The sequence below is a fragment of the Kitasatospora sp. NPDC058063 genome, from assembly GCF_042885395.1.
Taxonomy (GTDB): domain Bacteria; phylum Actinomycetota; class Actinomycetes; order Streptomycetales; family Streptomycetaceae; genus Kitasatospora; species Kitasatospora lactacystinica.
Genome location: NZ_JBHVSD010000034.1, coordinates 15,136 through 30,269, shown reverse-complemented (window position 1 = coordinate 30,269; position 15,134 = coordinate 15,136). Strand labels below are relative to the sequence as shown.

Below are 15,134 nucleotides of genomic sequence, written 5' to 3'. Positions count from 1 at the left end.
TGTTGTGGAGATGAATTGCCGCATGGGCGCGGGTGGTGCGGGATGCGGGATGCGTCGCTGCCACGCGGCCGGCTCGGTCCCGGCGGCGGGGGCCGCGGGGGCGTCGGCGCCGATGCGGGGAACGGATCGGGAGCCGCTGTGCGCCGACCTCGGGATGTGCCGACCGCGGGATTCGCGGATGCGCGGATGCGGGATGTCGCTGCGACGGGAGTGTCGGTCGCCGGTCAGGGCTGGATGTTCTCCAGGTCCTCCAGAAGGCCGGGGTGCCTCGGCTCCCAGCCGAGCGCCTGTCGGGTGCGGGTGCTGGACGAGGGCTGGTCGGCCCTGAAGATCGGGCCGAGCGGGCCGTAGGTCTCCTCCGGCACCGACGCGACCGGCAGGCCCAGTCGTCGGCCGATGACGGCCGCGATGTCCCGTACCTGGTCCCCCTCGTCGGCCACGGCGTGCCAGGCGGTACCGGCCGGCGCCTGCTCCAGGGCGAGCCGGAAGAGAACGGCCGCGTCGAGCGCGTGGACGGCGGGCCAGCGCTGGGTGCCGTCGCCGGGGTAGCCGGAGATCCCGCTCCGGCGTGCGACGTCGGTCAGCAGGCCGGCGAACCCGCCCGTGCCCTCGTTGTGAACCGTGCGCGGCAGGCGTACGGACGTGCTCCGGACCCCGCGCGAGGCCAGGCCCAGGATCGCGGTGACCGTGCGACCGCGGCCGCCGACCGGCCCGTCGGTGGGCACCGGGTCGGCCTCGGTGGAGGCACGGCCCGGCACCCAGGGGGTCCCCGAGACGGTGACCAGGGGGCGGTCGCTGCCGACGAGTTCCTCGCCGAGGGCGGTGAGGGCGGCGGTCTCCTCGGCGATGTTCCGGGCGAGGGCCTCGGGGCTGCTGAAGTCGTTGCCGAAGGCCAGGTGGATCACCCCGTCGGCCCGGGCGGCGCCGGAGCGCAGGACGTCCAGGTCGGCGAGGCCTCCCCGCAGCGGCTCGGCGCCGGCCGCCTCGGCGGCCCGTGCGGAGGCGTCGGAGCGGGCGAGGGCGAGGACGGTGTGGCCGTTGCCGAGGAGTTCGGCGACGACGGCGGAACCGATCAGACCGGTGCCGCCGGTGACGAAGACGCGCATGGAACCCTCCCAGAAGTGATGGGACTCTTGTCCCATCACCGTAGCAGAGTGATGGGACAAGAGTCCCATCACGTATGCTGAACCCCATGGGTCGATGGGAACCAGGTGCGCGTGAACGCCTCGTCGTGGCCGCGGTCGACCTGTTCACGGAGCAGGGGTACGACGCCACCACGGTCGCGCAGATCGCCGAGCGTGCCGGGGTCACCAAGAGCACCTTCTTCCGGCACTTCCCCGACAAGCGCGAGCTGCTGGTCGCCGGGCAGGAGACGCTGAGCCGGCTGCTGGCCGAGGGGATCGCCGACGCGCCCGGTGACGCCAGCCCGCTCGAGGCGGTCGCCGCCGGTCTCGAACGCGCCTCGACCGCGATGGGCCCCGGGAGTCGCGAGCTCGCCCCCCGCCTGAAGGCCGCCGTCGCCGCCAGCGCCGAGCTGCAGGAGCGCGACACCCTCAAGACCGTCAGCCTCGCGGCCGCGATGACAACCGCTCTGATCGCCCGCGGCGTACCCGACCCGACCGCGGCCCTCGCGGGCGAGCTGGGCGTCCTCGCCTTCAAACGGGGTTACGCCGAATGGGCCGAGGACGACCGCGGCGCCGAGGGTGAGCTCGCCGGGTACACCCTGGCCGCCCTGAACGAACTGCGCGCGGCGAGCGCATCGCTGGGCTGACCGGACGAGCACCGTCCAACGCCGGCGCGGTGGACGGGAAGCGGACAAGTATCCCCAGGTCGTCCGGTACCACCGCCCCGCCCGCAACGGACGGCGGCTGGGGCGTTGTTGGGCCGCTGTTGGCCCGCCCTGCCAGCCTCCTGGTCGTCCCCGCGTGACCGGCCCCCGCAGCGAAAGCCCGGGGCCGGGCGCGCTCCCGACACCAGAGGCAGGGCACGTGAAAACCGCAATCCTCCGACTCCGCCGCATCAGGGCGGCCCTGACCGTGGTCGCCATGACGCTGACCGGCCTGACGGTCTTCGTGGGGCAGGCGTCCGCGCATCCCTACTACGCGTTCGAGATCCAGAACCAGGCGACGGGCCTGTGCATCGAGGCGTCGTCCGACGTGAACCCGTAGATGGAGCTCCCCCCTGCGGCAGCAGCGAAGACCAGTGGTTCGGCGTCAGCGACCACAACCACCTCGTCGACCTCAACACCCGCGGCTCCTGCCTGGCGGCCGACTCCTACGGCAACGCCCTGTCCGTGGGCTGCAACACCGGCGACTACAACCTCGCCTGGCAGTTCGGCTCCACCGAGGGCGACTGGACGACCATCAACAGCCCCAGTGGCTGCTACCTGAAGATCCTCAACGGGCAGACCCCGGCGTGCATGCCGGGCTTCCAGGGCAGCAACGCCCAGTGGCGCATGATCAGGAGGGTCCCGGACCACCACGCCGGCACGGACGCGGGCACGGGCCGGGTGAAGTGGGCGGACTTCGACGGCGACGGCAAGGCCGACTACATCACCGTCGGCTCCAACGGCGCGGTCAACGTCTGGCTGAACCGTGGCGGCGACACCGGCGGCGGCTGGGCCAACTACGGCCAGACCGCCTCGGGCCTGACCACCGACCCCAGCCGGGTGCGCCTGGCCGACATCGACTGCGACGGCCGGGCGGACTACAGTGCCATCGGCGCCAACGGTTCGATCATCACCTACCTGAACCGTGGCGGCGACGGCCACGGCGGCTGGGCCGACCACGGCCAGATCGCCACCGGGACCACCACCGACCAGAACGCGGTCGTCCTCGCCGACTTCACCGGTGACCACAGGGTCGACTACGTCACCACCAACCCGAACAACTCGGTCAGCGCCTACCGCAACGACGGTGGCGACGGCCACGGCGGGTGGACCAGCCTCGGTCAGGTCGCCGCCGGCGCCTGAGCCGCGTCACCGCCGTGACCCGGGGGCTTCGGTCCGTCAGCCGAAGCCTCCGCTCCCACATCGACCATCACCACACCTACGCCCTGGGGGGAACCTTGAAACGCATCCTGCTGCTCGGCCTGAGCACCGCACTGGGCGTGGCCGGCGTGGCCGCCGCCCCGGCCGCGCCGGCCGCACACGCCGCTCCGGCGGCCGCCCCGGCCACGCACGCCGCGCCGGGGGCCGCCACCGTCACGACCGCGGTGCCCTCGCTGCGCGTCATGCCGCTGGGAGACTCGATCACCGCGGGCGCCGGCAGCCCGACCGGATCGTCCTACCGGGCCCCGCTGTGGAGCCTGGTCGCCGGCCAGTCCCGCTATGCCGTGCGCTACGTCGGCTCCCAGGCCGGCGGGCAGCTGCCCGGCCTCGCCCACGAGGGCCACTCCGGCTTCATGATCGACGACATCCGCGCCGGGATCGACCAGTGGCTCGCCGAGGCCCGCCCGGACGTCGTCCTGCTGCACATCGGGGTGAACGACCTCGACCGCAGCACCGACCCGGTCCATGCGCCCGAGCGCCTCAAGGCCCTCCTCGACCGGATCTTCGCGGACCGGCCCGGCGTCGCGGTGGTCATGGAGGGCGTGATCCCGACGACCCAGGGTCTCCAGGTCCCGCCGTCCACCTTCAACGACCGGGCCCGGCAGCTGCAGGCGGTCGAGGCCCAGGCGGGGAACAGTTTCCGCTACGTGGACCCGCCGGCCCTGACGCCCTCCGGGATGGCCGACCGCCTCCACCCCAACGACAGCGGCTTCGAGCGGATGGCGCAGGCCTTCTTCACGGGACTGGACCAGGCGTACTCCGCCGGCGCGGCCAAGGCGTCCGTGGCGTCCAACGCCGCCAACGACTCGGGCGGTCTGGGCCACGTCCGGTACGCGGACTTCGACGGTGACGGCAGGGCCGACTACATCGCCATCGGCGCCAACGGCGCGGTCGACGTCTGGCTGAACCGGGGCGGCGACGGGCGCGGCGGCTGGCAGCCCGCCGACCAGGTCGCCACGGGGACCACCGCGGACGTCGGCCGGGTGCGCTTCGCCGACTTCGACGGCGACGGCAGGGCCGACTACGAGGTGGTCAACCCGGACGGCTCGGTGCACGTCTGGCTGAACAAGGGCGGTGACGGGCAAGGGGGCTGGCAGGACTACGGTCAGGTCGCCCTCGGTCTCACGACCGACGCCGCCCGGGTGAAGCTCGCGGATTTCGACGGTGACGGCAGGGCCGACTACGAGGTCGTCAACGCGGACGGCTCGGTGCAGGTCCACCTCAACCGGGGCGGCGACAGGCACGGCGGCTGGCAGCCCCTCGGCCAGGTGGCCACCGGGCTCACCACCGACCCCGGCCGCGTCCGCCTCGCGGACTTCGACGGTGACGGGAAGGCCGACTACGCCGTCGTCGATTCCGGCGGCGCCGTACGGGTCTGGCTGAACCGTGGCGGCGACCCCGGCGGCGGCTGGGTGGCCCTCGGCCAGATCGCCTCCGGCGTGACGGCGGATCAGGACAAGGTCCAGTTCGCCGACTTCAACGGCGGTGGCAACGCGGACTACGTCCTCACCGACACGCCGTCCAACGCCGCCCACGTCTACATCTGGAACGGCGGCGACGGCCACGGGGGCTGGAACGACCTCGGCCAGGTGGCCACCGGCGTGCCCACCGGCTGACCGTACGGCCGGCGCCGCCCGGGGGCCTCGACCCTCGGGCGGCGCACTCGCGGTCAGTGCCGGACGTCGCGGAGCAGTTCCAGTCCGTCGAGGCTCTGCTGGAGCAGGGCCGGGATGTCGTGGGCCCGGCTGATCTCGGCAGCCTGCTCGAAGCAGGTGCGGGCCTGCGGGAGCCGGCCGAAATGGGCGTGGGCCCGTCCGGTGATGATCAGGCAGTCGGCGATGCCGCTCATGGCCCCAGACGGCGTCGCAGTGCCAAGGACTCGTCGAGGGCGGCGAAGGCGTCCTCCTGCCGGCCGAGGCCCCGTAGGGAGTCGCCGAGGTTGGCCAGCGTGACGGCGACGTGCGTCAGGTTGCCCAGGGCCCGGCAGTCTTCAGGGCGAGCGCGTACCAGACGCCCAGCCGCAGCGCGGCCGCCTCGCGCGCCTCGGCGGGCTCCTCCTGGAGGGCGCGCTCGGCGGCGAACTCCCCGAGCAGGTCGTGGAAGCGGTAGCGCCACTGCTCCGTCGTCCCTACCAGGTGGACGTCAGCGAGCAGTTCGAGCAGGTCGGCGGTCTGCTCCCGGGGGCGGTCCGGCAGGGCGGCCGAGGCCCCGTACCCGAGATAACGCTTGCGTCACGACCGGAGATCGCGTGCAGCAGTCGCGAGTCGGGCTCCGTCAGGTTGAGCGGGGGAGCCAAGGGGGCTTCGGGAGAGGCGAAGATGCTCAAGAGTCACGAGCCGGGTGACCATGCGAAGTGCTGACGTCCCTGCCTTCACGGCATTCGTGCATGCACGGTCGTCGGCCCTCTTCAGGACCGCACTGCTGCTCACCGGCGAGCGTCATGTGGCCGACGATCTGGTGCAGTCCACGCTGGAGCAGGTCTGTCGGCACTGGCGCCGGATTCGCTCCGCCGACGCACCGGAGGCCTATGCGCGCCGGATCCTGGTGAACCTCGCCAACGACCGCTGGCGCAAACTACGTGGACGTGCGGAAGTACCCCTGGACGACGGTATCGGGGACGGGTACGTCGATCCGTACAAAGGTCTCGTGGTCCGCGACGAGTTGATGCGCGAGCTGCAGTCCCTGCCGATCGGCATGCGCACCGTACTGGTGCTGCGGTACTTCGAAGATCTCGACGACGCGGAGATCGGCCACTTGATGAACATCTCGGCCGGCTCGGTCCGATCCCAGGTGGCCCGGGGCCTGTCGAAACTCCGGTCGACCGTCGATGCGCAGGCATCGCACACACGTTCGGGAGGGGCGGCATGAAGGACTACGACCTGGAGGAGGAGCTGGCCGCGGCCATGCGCGACCGTTCACGGCAGGAACCGTCGCGCGGCTACGACGTCGATGAGCTCATCGGGTCGGTACGCCGGCGCCGCCGGCGCCTGCAGACGGGTGCGGCGGCGGCCGTGGTGATCGTGGCCCTGGGCGCCGGCTTCGTGTCCCAAGCGGATCACGACCGTGCCCCGGTACCCGCACAGGCATCGACCGCGTCGAGCACCGAGATGCCTGCTACACCCCCGCCCATCGAGCGGTCCTCGCCCACGGCTTCGGCACCGGCTTCGAAACCGGCCCCCCGTGCCGACCCGGCCCGGACGACGAACACCCTGTTCCTCTCTGCCCTGCGCTACCAGAATCCGGCCACCCGCTCCGAGGTGGATCCGGCAGAGGTGGCAGCGCTGTTCGCCGACGAGTCCACGTACCGACGGATCTGGGGAGCCGACTCCCGCGGTGTGACCTGCGGTGCCTCGGTCGACGGCGTGCTGGCGTCGGGTGAGGTCCTGCTGTACCAGGGGGTCGAACGGCTCGACCGGGCCCCTTCCCTGGACTTCGACGGGGCCACGGGGAAGGTGACCGACCTGACCTGCACAACGGTCGCCGGAGGCAGCAAGGGGGGCGACCCCACGGTTTCCGGTTTTTACGGCGGGCTGGTGGCGGCCACCAAGTCCGGTGACTCCACGGCAATGGCGAGGCTCGGGAAGCAGTTCGTGACCGAAGACCTTCGATCCGACCGGGGCCAGGGCCCGACCGCCGGCACCTGCTCCTTCACCGCACCCCCCTTCTGGCTCGCCGACAACCCCTCGTCCGGAACTCTCACCCACGGATGGACCGTGAACCTCGGCGGCCGGCACGACTTCCCGATCGAGATCGACGAGACAGCGAAGATCGCCAGATCTTGCGGCGGGTGAGCCGCACCGGCCGCCGCTGAGGCGGACAGCACCGGACCGAGCACGCACGGCGGCACGTCCGGAACCCCTGTACGCCCTTGCACGCCAATAGGCGATGTCCGCGCGCCCGGACGTCGGAAAGCGAGTGCCCGCATGAAGCATCGGACAGCCTTCGTCATACCCGTACTCATGGGCGCCGCCATGGTGGCCCACGTCCTGTTCCCGACCTCGGGTCCGGCTGAGGGCGCCCCTCCTGACCCACTTCCGACGTCAACCCCGTCAGCGCCAGACGCGCTTTCAGGGCAAGAACTTGCCGTCGCGGGTACGACAACGCCGGAGCAGGCCGTGCGCCTCGCGCTCGACGGGCTCGGGGCGCACCAGGGCCGGTACGCTCTCGCCGTCGAGGACCTCACCGCGAGCCGCTCGGCCACCTACGGTTCGTCCACCGAGGCCTTCACCTCCGCGAGCATCATCAAAGTCGACATTCTCGCCACCCTGCTGCTGCAGACGCAGGACCGCGGAGGCCGACTCAGCCCTGCTCAGCGACAGCTGGCCTCCGACATGATCCGCGTCAGCGACAACGACGCGGCACAGCAACTCTGGATCGACATAGGCAGACGCCAAGGTCTGGACGCGGCCAACGCCCGATTCGGACTCACCCCGGCACACGCGGGCCAAAGGGGAGCCTGGGGACTGACCCGGACCACGGCCCGAGACCAGATCTCCCTCCTGAAGGCCGTGTTCACGCAGGACTCCCCCTTGAACGCCGAATCCCGGTCGTATGTGCGGGCCCTCATGAGCGCCATCACCGACGGACAGAACTGGGGCGTCGGCGCCGCGGGAGCGCCCGGCGACCTGCCCGTACTGAAGAACGGCTGGCTCCCGGGCGGAATACCTCAGCTATGGGCCGTCAACAGCGTGGGCATCGTCGAACGCGCTGGACACACCTTGCTCGTCGTCGTACTCACCGACGGTCAGCCCACACGGGAAGCCGGCATCGCACTCATCGAGCACGCCGCGGCGACCGCGGTCGAGGCACTGGTGCGCGCACCCTGAAAACCCTCAACCGGCCATACCCCTGTCCGGCAGACAACGGACTGCTGCGCACATTTCGATCACGCCCGGGGATCGGAGGGCGTTCGGTGTAGACGGATTGTCCTTTATATCCTAGTAGGTTCCTCGCCAGGTTGGTGTGGTCTCGTCCGTTATGCGCCTGCCGAGGTGGTCGATCGAAACGATGTGCATCACGGCTTCGGAGCCGGTCGGCAGGGTCTCGTAGTCGCGAGTCGGTCGGCGGCGCAACATGAGCCGTCCCAGGCTGCTTCGGGAAGCGGGATACGTTTCACCTATGGCACTGCACGCACGAATGGATTCTGCCCCGTCGCACACCGCACCGCAGGACGCCGGTCACGACGGACTGATCAAGGTCCGGGGTGCCGACGAGCACAATCTGCGCCACGTCGATGTGGACGTGCCGCGCGACCAGGTGGTGGCCTTCACCGGGGTGTCGGGGTCGGGCAAGTCGTCGCTGGCGTTCGCCACCATCTACGCCGAGGCCCAGCAGCGCTACCTCGAGTCCGTCGCGCCGTACGCCCGTAGGCTGATCGACCAGGGATCGGCGCCCAGGGTCGGCGCGATCACCGGTCTGCCGCCGGCCGTCGCCCTGCGCCAGCAGCACAGCGGGGGCAGCACGCGCTCGACGGTGGGGACCGTCAGCCGGGTCTCGAACGTGCTGCGCATGCTGTACTCCCGCGCCGGCACCTACCCGGCGGGCCGGACCCCCGAGGATCTGGCCGGGACGTTCCCCCGGGACGCCGCGCCGCTGGACTCGGACAGTTTCTCGCCGAACACGGCGGTGGGCGCGTGCCGGACGTGTTCCGGTCTGGGGCGCCTGCACACCGTCGACGACGGCAAGCTCGTCGGTGACGACTCCCTGAGCATCCGGGAGGGCGCGATCGCCGCGTGGCCGGGCGCCTGGCAGGGCAAGAACTACCGCGACATCCTCGCCGAGCTGGGCGTGGACATCGACGTACCCTTCCGTACCCTGCCCGCGGCCCGCCGCGAGTGGCTGCTGACGACCGACGAGCAGCCGACGGTCACCGTGCACCCGATCCGCGACGCACACCGCATCGCACGCTCCTACCAGGGCACCTACATGAGCCCCCGCAAGTGGGTGCTGCACACCTTCGCGACCTCCAAAGCAGCGCACCTGCGGGCCAAGGCCGTCTCCTTCATGACCCAGGAGATCTGCCCGACCTGCCACGGCAAGCGGCTCAACCCGGAGGCCCTGGAGGTGACCATCGCCGGGCAGGACATCTCCGTCGCCACCTCGATGCCGCTGACCCAGCTCTCGGCCTTCCTGGAGACCGCGCGCGACCACCCCGACACCCTGGCCCTACCCGCCGAACGCAGGCAGGCCGCGCACGCCCTGATCAGCGGCCTCCAGGACCAGCTCGGCACACTGCTCGACCTGGGCCTTGGCTACCTCGCGACCGGACGCGCGACCTCGACCCTCTCCAGCGGCGAACTCCAGCGCCTGCACATGGCCACCCAGCTCCGCAGCGGCCTGTTCGGCGTGTTGTACGTCCTGGACGAGCCCTCTGCCGGCCTGCACGCCGCCGACACCGAGCTGCTGCTCACCGCGCTGCGACGGCTCAGAGGAGCCGGGAACAGCGTCTTCGTCGTGGAACACAACGCCCAGGTCCTCGCCTCGGCCGACTGGATCGTCGACATGGGTCCCGGTGCGGGCCGCCACGGCGGGCGGGTCCTGTACAACGGCCCCGCCGGGCAGCTCGACCAGGCAGAGGAATCGGTGACAGCCCGGTACCTCACGCCAAGCGCGCCCACGGTGCCCGGCCCCGAGAAGCCCCGGCAACCGGACGGCTGGCTGAGCCTCACCGGAGTCACCGGCCACAACCTCCATGACGTGGACGCGAGTTTCCCGCTGCGTACGCTGACCGCGGTCACCGGTGTCTCCGGGTCCGGGAAGTCGACCCTCGTACGGCGTGCCCTCGCGGAGACGGTCCGCGACCACCTTTACGACGATGAGACCGCGCAGGACATCGCCCGTAGTCCCGCGTCGGTGGAGACCGTCGACGAGGAGGAGGCCGGGGTGCCGGTCTGGGACCTGGAGGAGGACCGCGTGACGGTACGGGCCGGCTCCGGGCTCGAGGACATCGACCGGCTGGCGGTCGTCGACCAGAAGCCCATCGGGCGCACACCGCGTTCGAACCTCGCCACCTACACCGGCCTGTTCGACAGCGTCCGCAAGCTGTTCGCCGCCCAGCCGGCCGCGAAGGAACTCGGCTACACCGCGAGCCGGTTCTCCTTCAACGTGACACAGGGGCGCTGCCCGCACTGCCTGGGCGACGGAGTCGTCAGCATCGAACTCCTCTTCCTGCCCACAGAGACCTCCCCCTGCCCGGTCTGCAAGGGCGCCCGCTACAACCCGGGCACGCTCATGGTGCGTTACCGCGACAGAACCATCGCCGACGTGCTGGCGATGAGCGTGGACGAGGCCCTCGAGTTCCTCCAGGACGTGCAACCCGCCGCCCGCATCCTCAAGTTCCTCTCCGACATCGGCCTGGGCTATCTCACGCTGGGCCAGAGCGCCACGACGCTGTCCGGCGGGGAAGCCCAGCGCATCAAGCTGGTGAGCGAGCTGCACCGCGCGCCGCGCGGCCACACCCTGTACCTCCTCGACGAACCCACCAGCGGGCTGCACCCCGCCGACATCGACCTCCTCGTCGGGCAGCTGCAGCGCTTGGTGGACGCCGGGAACACGGTCGTCGTGGTGGAACACGACCTGCGCACCGTCGCCGCCGCGGACTGGGTCCTGGACCTCGGTCCGGGTGCGGGCGACGACGGCGGCCGCATCGTCGCCGAAGGCCACCCTGCGGACATCGTGCGAGAGCACGACACTTTGACCGCCTCCCACCTGGGCCGTCATCTGTCGGCACGGACGAGTACCTGAGCCCTTGCCGATCTAATGGGAAAATTGCGGTCGGATACGCCGTGCTGCGCTTGGGGAACGTCGCCAAGGTGCTGGGACCGACGACCGGTTCCGGCGGCTGGCGACGGCCTTCGCGGCCGAGGTGGCGGCCCCAGGAGCCGGTCCGGGGGGCAGGTCTCCTTCATGCTCCAGCCCGGGGACTACCTCATCGTGAACCAGCGGCACATCCTGCATGGCCGGGAGGCGCCCCGGAGCTCGTGAACGGATGCTAGGCCCTCTCTTTCGGATCACGCCAGGCGGTCGCCGCCGGAGCACGCACCTCGCCGGCTTGTCGTCGGTCGCCGATGGCCCCCAGCCTGGCGGCCGGGAGGTGCCCCCACCGCATGGACTCCCTCCTCCGCACCGCCGATGCACGCACTCCAACGACGCCCACTGGTCCGACGTGATCCGAAAGAGAGGGCCTAGATCCGCGCCTTCCGCACCGAGTGCCACACCGCCCCGGACAGCGCCAGCGTCGACCGCGGGACCGACAGGTGCTCGTGCTCCCGGTACAGCCGCCAGTTGTGCTCCACCAGCGCCAGCTTGTTCGAGGACAGCGACCCCGCCCGGCCGGCCCTGTAGACCGCCAGCGGTTCCTTCAGGCCGCGGGCGGCGTGCCCGTCCCTCATGATCGACAGCCATAGAGCGTAGTCCTGCCGCTTCGGCATGTCCGGCATCAGCCGCGTGCCCAGCACCGTCCGGTCGTACATGGCGGTCAGGGTCCCGATGTGGTCCTGCACCAGCATGTCGCGGTACGTCACCCGCTCCCGTGCCACGACCACCCGACCGTTCGGGACGAAGTCGGCGGCCTCGCCCGTGTGGTCGCCGGCGACCTTGTAGTAGGAGGTGAACGTCAGTGGAGCATCGCCCCCTGCGGCGAATGCGAGCTGCCGCTCCACCTTGCCGGGCAGCCACATGTCGTCGCTGTCCAGGAACGCCAGGTACTCCCCCCGTGCCCGTTCCAGGGCGAGATTGCGGGCCTTGGCCGCGCCGCCCTGCTCGGGCGCCGCCTGCGGGCGCACCCGCTCGTCCTGGCGGGCCAGGTCCCGCAGCAGGTCCATGGAGCCGTCGGTGGACGAGTCGTCGGTGACCAGCACCTCCACGTCTGCGTGGGTCTGCGCGAGCACGGAGCGCACCGACGCGCCGAGAGTGGCGGCCGAGTTGTGCACCGGCATCACCACAGAAACCAGGGGCACGGCGTGCTCCTCACCCGGGTTGGAGTCGTCATGGATGTTGTTGTCGCCGGTCAGGGCCACGTGGGGCTGCCACTCGCCGTGCGCGCAGCCGAGGTGGGCCGCCGAGTCGTCGGCTACGACGTGGACCAGCACCGTATCAAGCGGCTCACCGCCAGTGAGTCCTACGTGGAGGACGTGACCTCCTCACAGCTGCGCGCGGTGCTGGACTCCGGGGCCTATTCCGCGACCGACGACGCCTGCGCGTCGGCCGGCTTCGACATCGTGGTGATCACCGTGCCGGCTCCTCTGCGGGACGATGTACCCGACCTGTCCCACGTCGAGTCCTGCGCCTGGACGCTGGGCGAGGTCCTTCGCCCTGGCGACGGTGGCCCGGCCGTGTCGCCCAGGCCGGTACGGCCGGGCCGCTCACCCCCGGATCGCGAGGGCGGAGGGCGCCGGATCCGTTCCGCCTCGACGGGCGGTCGCCCTCGGCCTCCGCCCGTGCTGCTCAGGCCCGTCCGCGCCTCGTTCTCCCGCGTCATCCCGCGGGGGTCTCCGGGAGTGCGGTGCAAACGGTGCCCCGGTCGTCGACGACGGCGCAGGCACGGGCGTCGGCGGGGCGGGCGGCGCGGACCATCTTGCTGTGGGCGTCGTGGCCGGACTGCTGGCGGTACTCCTCCTGTTCGGGCGGGGTGCCGAAGACCTGGACGCGGTCGCCGGGGGAGCCGCCGCTCATCTTGGCCCACGCGGCGTGGCAGGAGGGGCTGTAGCGCAGTTCGATCAGGACGCCGAAGTCGCGGTCGGCCGCGGCGGTGGCGGCGTCGCGGTCGCAGACGGTGCCGACCGGGTCGACGTGCAGGCAGGACGCCCCGTCGCAGGAGAAGGCCGCCGTGGGCTCGGGCACCGCCTGCCGGGCGGGCGTGGAGGCGGCGTCCGTACCGGTGCGGTCGCCGGCGCCGATTCCCGGGCCCGCCGCGAAGTAGAGGATCGCGCAGGCGGCCGCCACGGCCGCGCCCCCGGTGGCCCACACCGCCCGGTGCCGTCGTTCGCCACCGGGCTCCTGACCGGCTGTCGGCCCGGAGCCGGGCAGGGGAGCCTCCGGTGCGGTCGCCGCCGCGGGCCCGGGTACCGGCTCCGGTACCCGGGAGTCGTCCGCTCCGCCGTCGATCGCCGCCCTGAGCTCGAGAGCGCGGACGAGTTCGCCCTCGGCGACCGCGTAGTACGCGGCCAGGGAGCGGAGCGCCGCTTCCGGTGCCGGGTACCTGCCGTCGGGGTTCTCGTAGCGGGAGAGGGTCGTCTGGGCGATCGCGGTGCGCCGGGACACGGTCACCTGGGTGGGGTTCCCGGCCTCCTGACGCCACCTCCGCAGCGTCCGGGCCAGTTCGGCGCGGGCCGCGGCGGCCGTCTGCCGGTCCGGTTCCTCGGCTTCCTGCGGCGGCCGGCTGTGCGTCATCGGCTCGTTTCCTCTTCCCTCGGCTGCGCATAGGACCAGTTCAGCGCCGTGCGGAGGCCCTGCGCATATGCATGGGTAACCAGGTGTTCACACAGCGTAGGAGTTCGGCGGTCGGGCGTGCAACGGTGGTGATCAGCCGGAGGACGCACCCCGGCGAAACCCCACCCCCTTCCGCGCCCCGGACGTGTCGCACGTCCGTCCGGGTCGGTGGGAGCGCATCCAAGGAGAGATCATGCACATGGCAGAATCGCGTCTGCTCACCGCCCTCGTGGGCCGCGCCGGAAGGGCCGCCGCCGTCGCCCTGGTGGCCGCCGGGACGTTCGGCGGCCTCGGCACCGCCACCGCGGCCGCCGCCCTCCCGGACGGTGCACACGCCGTCCGGGACGCCACCGAGTCCGCCACAGCCACCGAGTCCGCCACCGAGTCCGCCACCGCGGCCCGCTCCGCGCTGCGCGAGCGGATCGTCTCCATCGCCCGCGACCAGATCACCCCGGCCGGCCAGAAGCCCGAGGAGACCGGCGCCTGCGACAAGTACTTCGCCTACGCCGAAGGGGAGGCCAAGAAGAGCAAGTGCGCGAAGACCTCCTGGTGCGCCGCGTTCGTCGACTGGACCTGGCACCGGGCCGGCGTGAGGCCCGCGCCGACCACCCTGCTCGGGCGCGGTGTCGGCAAGTGGGGCCAGGAGCACCACCTCTTCCACAACCGCCTGCCCGCGCGCGGCGAGCGCCCCTACACCCCCGCGCCCGGCGACCTCGTCGTCTACGGTTCGCCCGCCTACGCCACCGGTGGCCACGTCGGGGTCGTCGTCGCCGTCAACCACGACGGAACCATCGACACCGTCGAGGGCAACTTCGGGGACAAGGTGACGCACCGCCACTTCAAGCCCGCCGAGGCCCGCGCCGGCAAGCACGGGATCTCCGGCTACGTCAGCGTCCCCGGCGCCTGACCGTCCCGCCTCCACGAGCGCCGGGGTCCGGGCGGATCACCGTCCGGGCCCCGGCCGCACACTGCCCTCGGCCCTCTGTCCTCTGTCCTCTGTCCTCTGTCCGCGACGGTGCACGGCATACCTGTCGAGGTGCAGGTGCCCCGCCTCGGGAGCGCGGTCGAGGAGCTGCGCCCGGTGCCTGCACGTCGACCGCCCTGGGCTGCTTCCCGCCATCGCTGCTGTCCTTGGTCGGCGCGGCCACGCGCGCTCAGGTTGTCACGGCGCAGCGATCACGTCCTGGCGCCCCGACGGGCGCGGCGCCCCCGGCGCCTCGAACTCGACCGCTGACAGACGATCAAGACCGGAGACAGCCGCCCACGACCAGCACGAGCATCCACGATCCCCGCCGCACCAGCAGCCGTAGCAGCGAAAGCCAAGATGGTGGATCTTCAGTGCAGATCCGACTGGACCTCGGTCAGTCGATGCCTTCGACGATGCGGAAGTCGCGCTCGACGCCGTCGGAGAGGGCGACCAGCGCCTCCTGGTAGGCCGCACTCTCGCGCGCCGCGACGGCCTGCTCGAAGCTGTCGAACTCGATCAGGACGGTGCGCTCGGCGATTCCGGCGTCATGCGCCACGACCCGACCGCCACGGACGAGGACCCGACCGCCCCCGGCCTTGACGGCCGGACCGGCCAGCTTGTTGTAGGCAGCCAGCTTCTCAGGGTCCGAAATGGTGCGGTAGACGCTGACCCAGTAGCCCTTGGGCATGG

14 protein-coding genes and 2 pseudogenes are annotated in these 15,134 nt (G+C 71.6%); 10 read left to right on the top strand and 6 right to left on the bottom strand.

What is annotated here, in order from left to right; genetic code table 11:
- Positions 1-224: 224 nt before the first annotated feature.
- Positions 225-1,106: an SDR family oxidoreductase gene (locus tag ACFVUY_RS38430; RefSeq protein ID WP_387736743.1), complete on the bottom strand. Its 882-nt coding sequence runs from the start codon at positions 1,104-1,106 to the stop codon at positions 225-227.
- Positions 1,107-1,192: 86 nt separating this feature from the next.
- Here ACFVUY_RS38430 and ACFVUY_RS38425 point away from each other — a divergent pair, with 86 nt between their 5' ends.
- From ACFVUY_RS38425 to ACFVUY_RS38410, 4 genes are all read left to right on the top strand, one after another.
- Positions 1,193-1,771: a TetR/AcrR family transcriptional regulator gene (locus ACFVUY_RS38425; RefSeq protein ID WP_387694392.1), complete on the top strand. Its 579-nt coding sequence runs from the start codon at positions 1,193-1,195 to the stop codon at positions 1,769-1,771.
- Positions 1,772-1,988: 217 nt separating this feature from the next.
- Entirely contained in the window at positions 1,989-2,168 is a 180-nt protein-coding gene (locus tag ACFVUY_RS38420; RefSeq protein WP_387736742.1) for a hypothetical protein, read from the top strand.
- Entirely contained in the window at positions 2,135-2,971 is an 837-nt protein-coding gene (locus tag ACFVUY_RS38415; RefSeq protein ID WP_387736741.1) for an FG-GAP repeat domain-containing protein, read from the top strand. The genes ACFVUY_RS38420 and ACFVUY_RS38415 overlap by 34 nt, the downstream gene beginning before the upstream one ends.
- A gap of 95 nt (positions 2,972-3,066) precedes the next feature.
- Entirely contained in the window at positions 3,067-4,665 is a 1,599-nt protein-coding gene (locus tag ACFVUY_RS38410) for an FG-GAP-like repeat-containing protein (RefSeq protein WP_387736740.1), read from the top strand.
- Positions 4,666-4,718: 53 nt separating this feature from the next.
- Here the strand turns inward: ACFVUY_RS38410 and ACFVUY_RS38405 are convergent, their stop codons facing one another.
- On the bottom strand, positions 4,719-4,898 hold the full coding sequence (locus tag ACFVUY_RS38405; RefSeq protein ID WP_387736739.1) for a hypothetical protein: 180 nt from the start codon (positions 4,896-4,898) through the stop codon (positions 4,719-4,721).
- A 497-nt stretch (positions 4,899-5,395) separates the two neighbouring features.
- Between ACFVUY_RS38405 and ACFVUY_RS38400 the strand changes: the two genes are divergently transcribed.
- The 3 genes from ACFVUY_RS38400 (at position 5,396) to ACFVUY_RS38390 (ending at position 7,875) form a co-directional block, all read left to right on the top strand.
- Positions 5,396-5,917, top strand: a complete 522-nt coding sequence (locus ACFVUY_RS38400; protein WP_387736776.1) for a SigE family RNA polymerase sigma factor — start codon at positions 5,396-5,398, stop codon at positions 5,915-5,917.
- The gene (locus tag ACFVUY_RS38395) at positions 5,914-6,840 is read left to right on the top strand and encodes a hypothetical protein (RefSeq protein WP_387736738.1); all 927 of its coding nucleotides are present in this window, start codon (positions 5,914-5,916) and stop codon (positions 6,838-6,840) included. Before ACFVUY_RS38400 ends, ACFVUY_RS38395 begins: the two co-directional genes overlap by 4 nt.
- Before the next feature lie 324 nt (positions 6,841-7,164).
- Positions 7,165-7,875 carry a serine hydrolase gene (locus ACFVUY_RS38390; RefSeq protein WP_387736737.1) on the top strand — a complete coding sequence of 237 codons (711 nt, stop codon included), beginning with the start codon at positions 7,165-7,167 and terminating at the stop codon, positions 7,873-7,875.
- A gap of 111 nt (positions 7,876-7,986) precedes the next feature.
- On the opposite strand, the pseudogene ACFVUY_RS38385 reads toward ACFVUY_RS38390, so the two are convergent.
- Positions 7,987-8,139: pseudogene (locus tag ACFVUY_RS38385) on the bottom strand (IS5/IS1182 family transposase); the annotation flags it as partial.
- 46 nt (positions 8,140-8,185) lie between these two features.
- Between ACFVUY_RS38385 and ACFVUY_RS38380 the strand changes: the two are divergent.
- Positions 8,186-10,792: an ABC transporter gene (locus ACFVUY_RS38380; protein WP_387736736.1), complete on the top strand. Its 2,607-nt coding sequence runs from the start codon at positions 8,186-8,188 to the stop codon at positions 10,790-10,792.
- 440 nt (positions 10,793-11,232) lie between these two features.
- Here ACFVUY_RS38380 and ACFVUY_RS38375 read toward each other — a convergent pair whose 3' ends face one another.
- Positions 11,233-12,006 (bottom strand): glycosyltransferase family 2 protein, encoded by a 774-nt coding sequence (locus tag ACFVUY_RS38375; RefSeq protein WP_387736775.1) that lies wholly within the window; start codon positions 12,004-12,006, stop codon positions 11,233-11,235.
- Positions 12,007-12,036: 30 nt separating this feature from the next.
- Here ACFVUY_RS38375 and ACFVUY_RS38370 point away from each other — a divergent pair.
- Positions 12,037-12,300, top strand: a pseudogene (locus ACFVUY_RS38370) (nucleotide sugar dehydrogenase); the annotation flags it as partial.
- A gap of 223 nt (positions 12,301-12,523) precedes the next feature.
- On the opposite strand, the gene ACFVUY_RS38365 reads toward ACFVUY_RS38370, so the two are convergent.
- Positions 12,524-13,438: a DUF2690 domain-containing protein gene (locus ACFVUY_RS38365; protein ID WP_387736735.1), complete on the bottom strand. Its 915-nt coding sequence runs from the start codon at positions 13,436-13,438 to the stop codon at positions 12,524-12,526.
- A 238-nt stretch (positions 13,439-13,676) separates the two neighbouring features.
- On the opposite strand from ACFVUY_RS38365, the gene ACFVUY_RS38360 reads away from it, so the two are divergent.
- Positions 13,677-14,384 (top strand): CHAP domain-containing protein, encoded by a 708-nt coding sequence (locus tag ACFVUY_RS38360; RefSeq protein WP_387736734.1) that lies wholly within the window; start codon positions 13,677-13,679, stop codon positions 14,382-14,384.
- Positions 14,385-14,838: 454 nt separating this feature from the next.
- On the opposite strand, the gene ACFVUY_RS38355 is transcribed toward ACFVUY_RS38360, so the two are convergent.
- Entirely contained in the window at positions 14,839-15,132 is a 294-nt protein-coding gene (locus ACFVUY_RS38355) for a DUF1330 domain-containing protein (RefSeq protein ID WP_387736733.1), read from the bottom strand.
- Between the last annotated feature and the right edge of the window lie 2 nt (positions 15,133-15,134).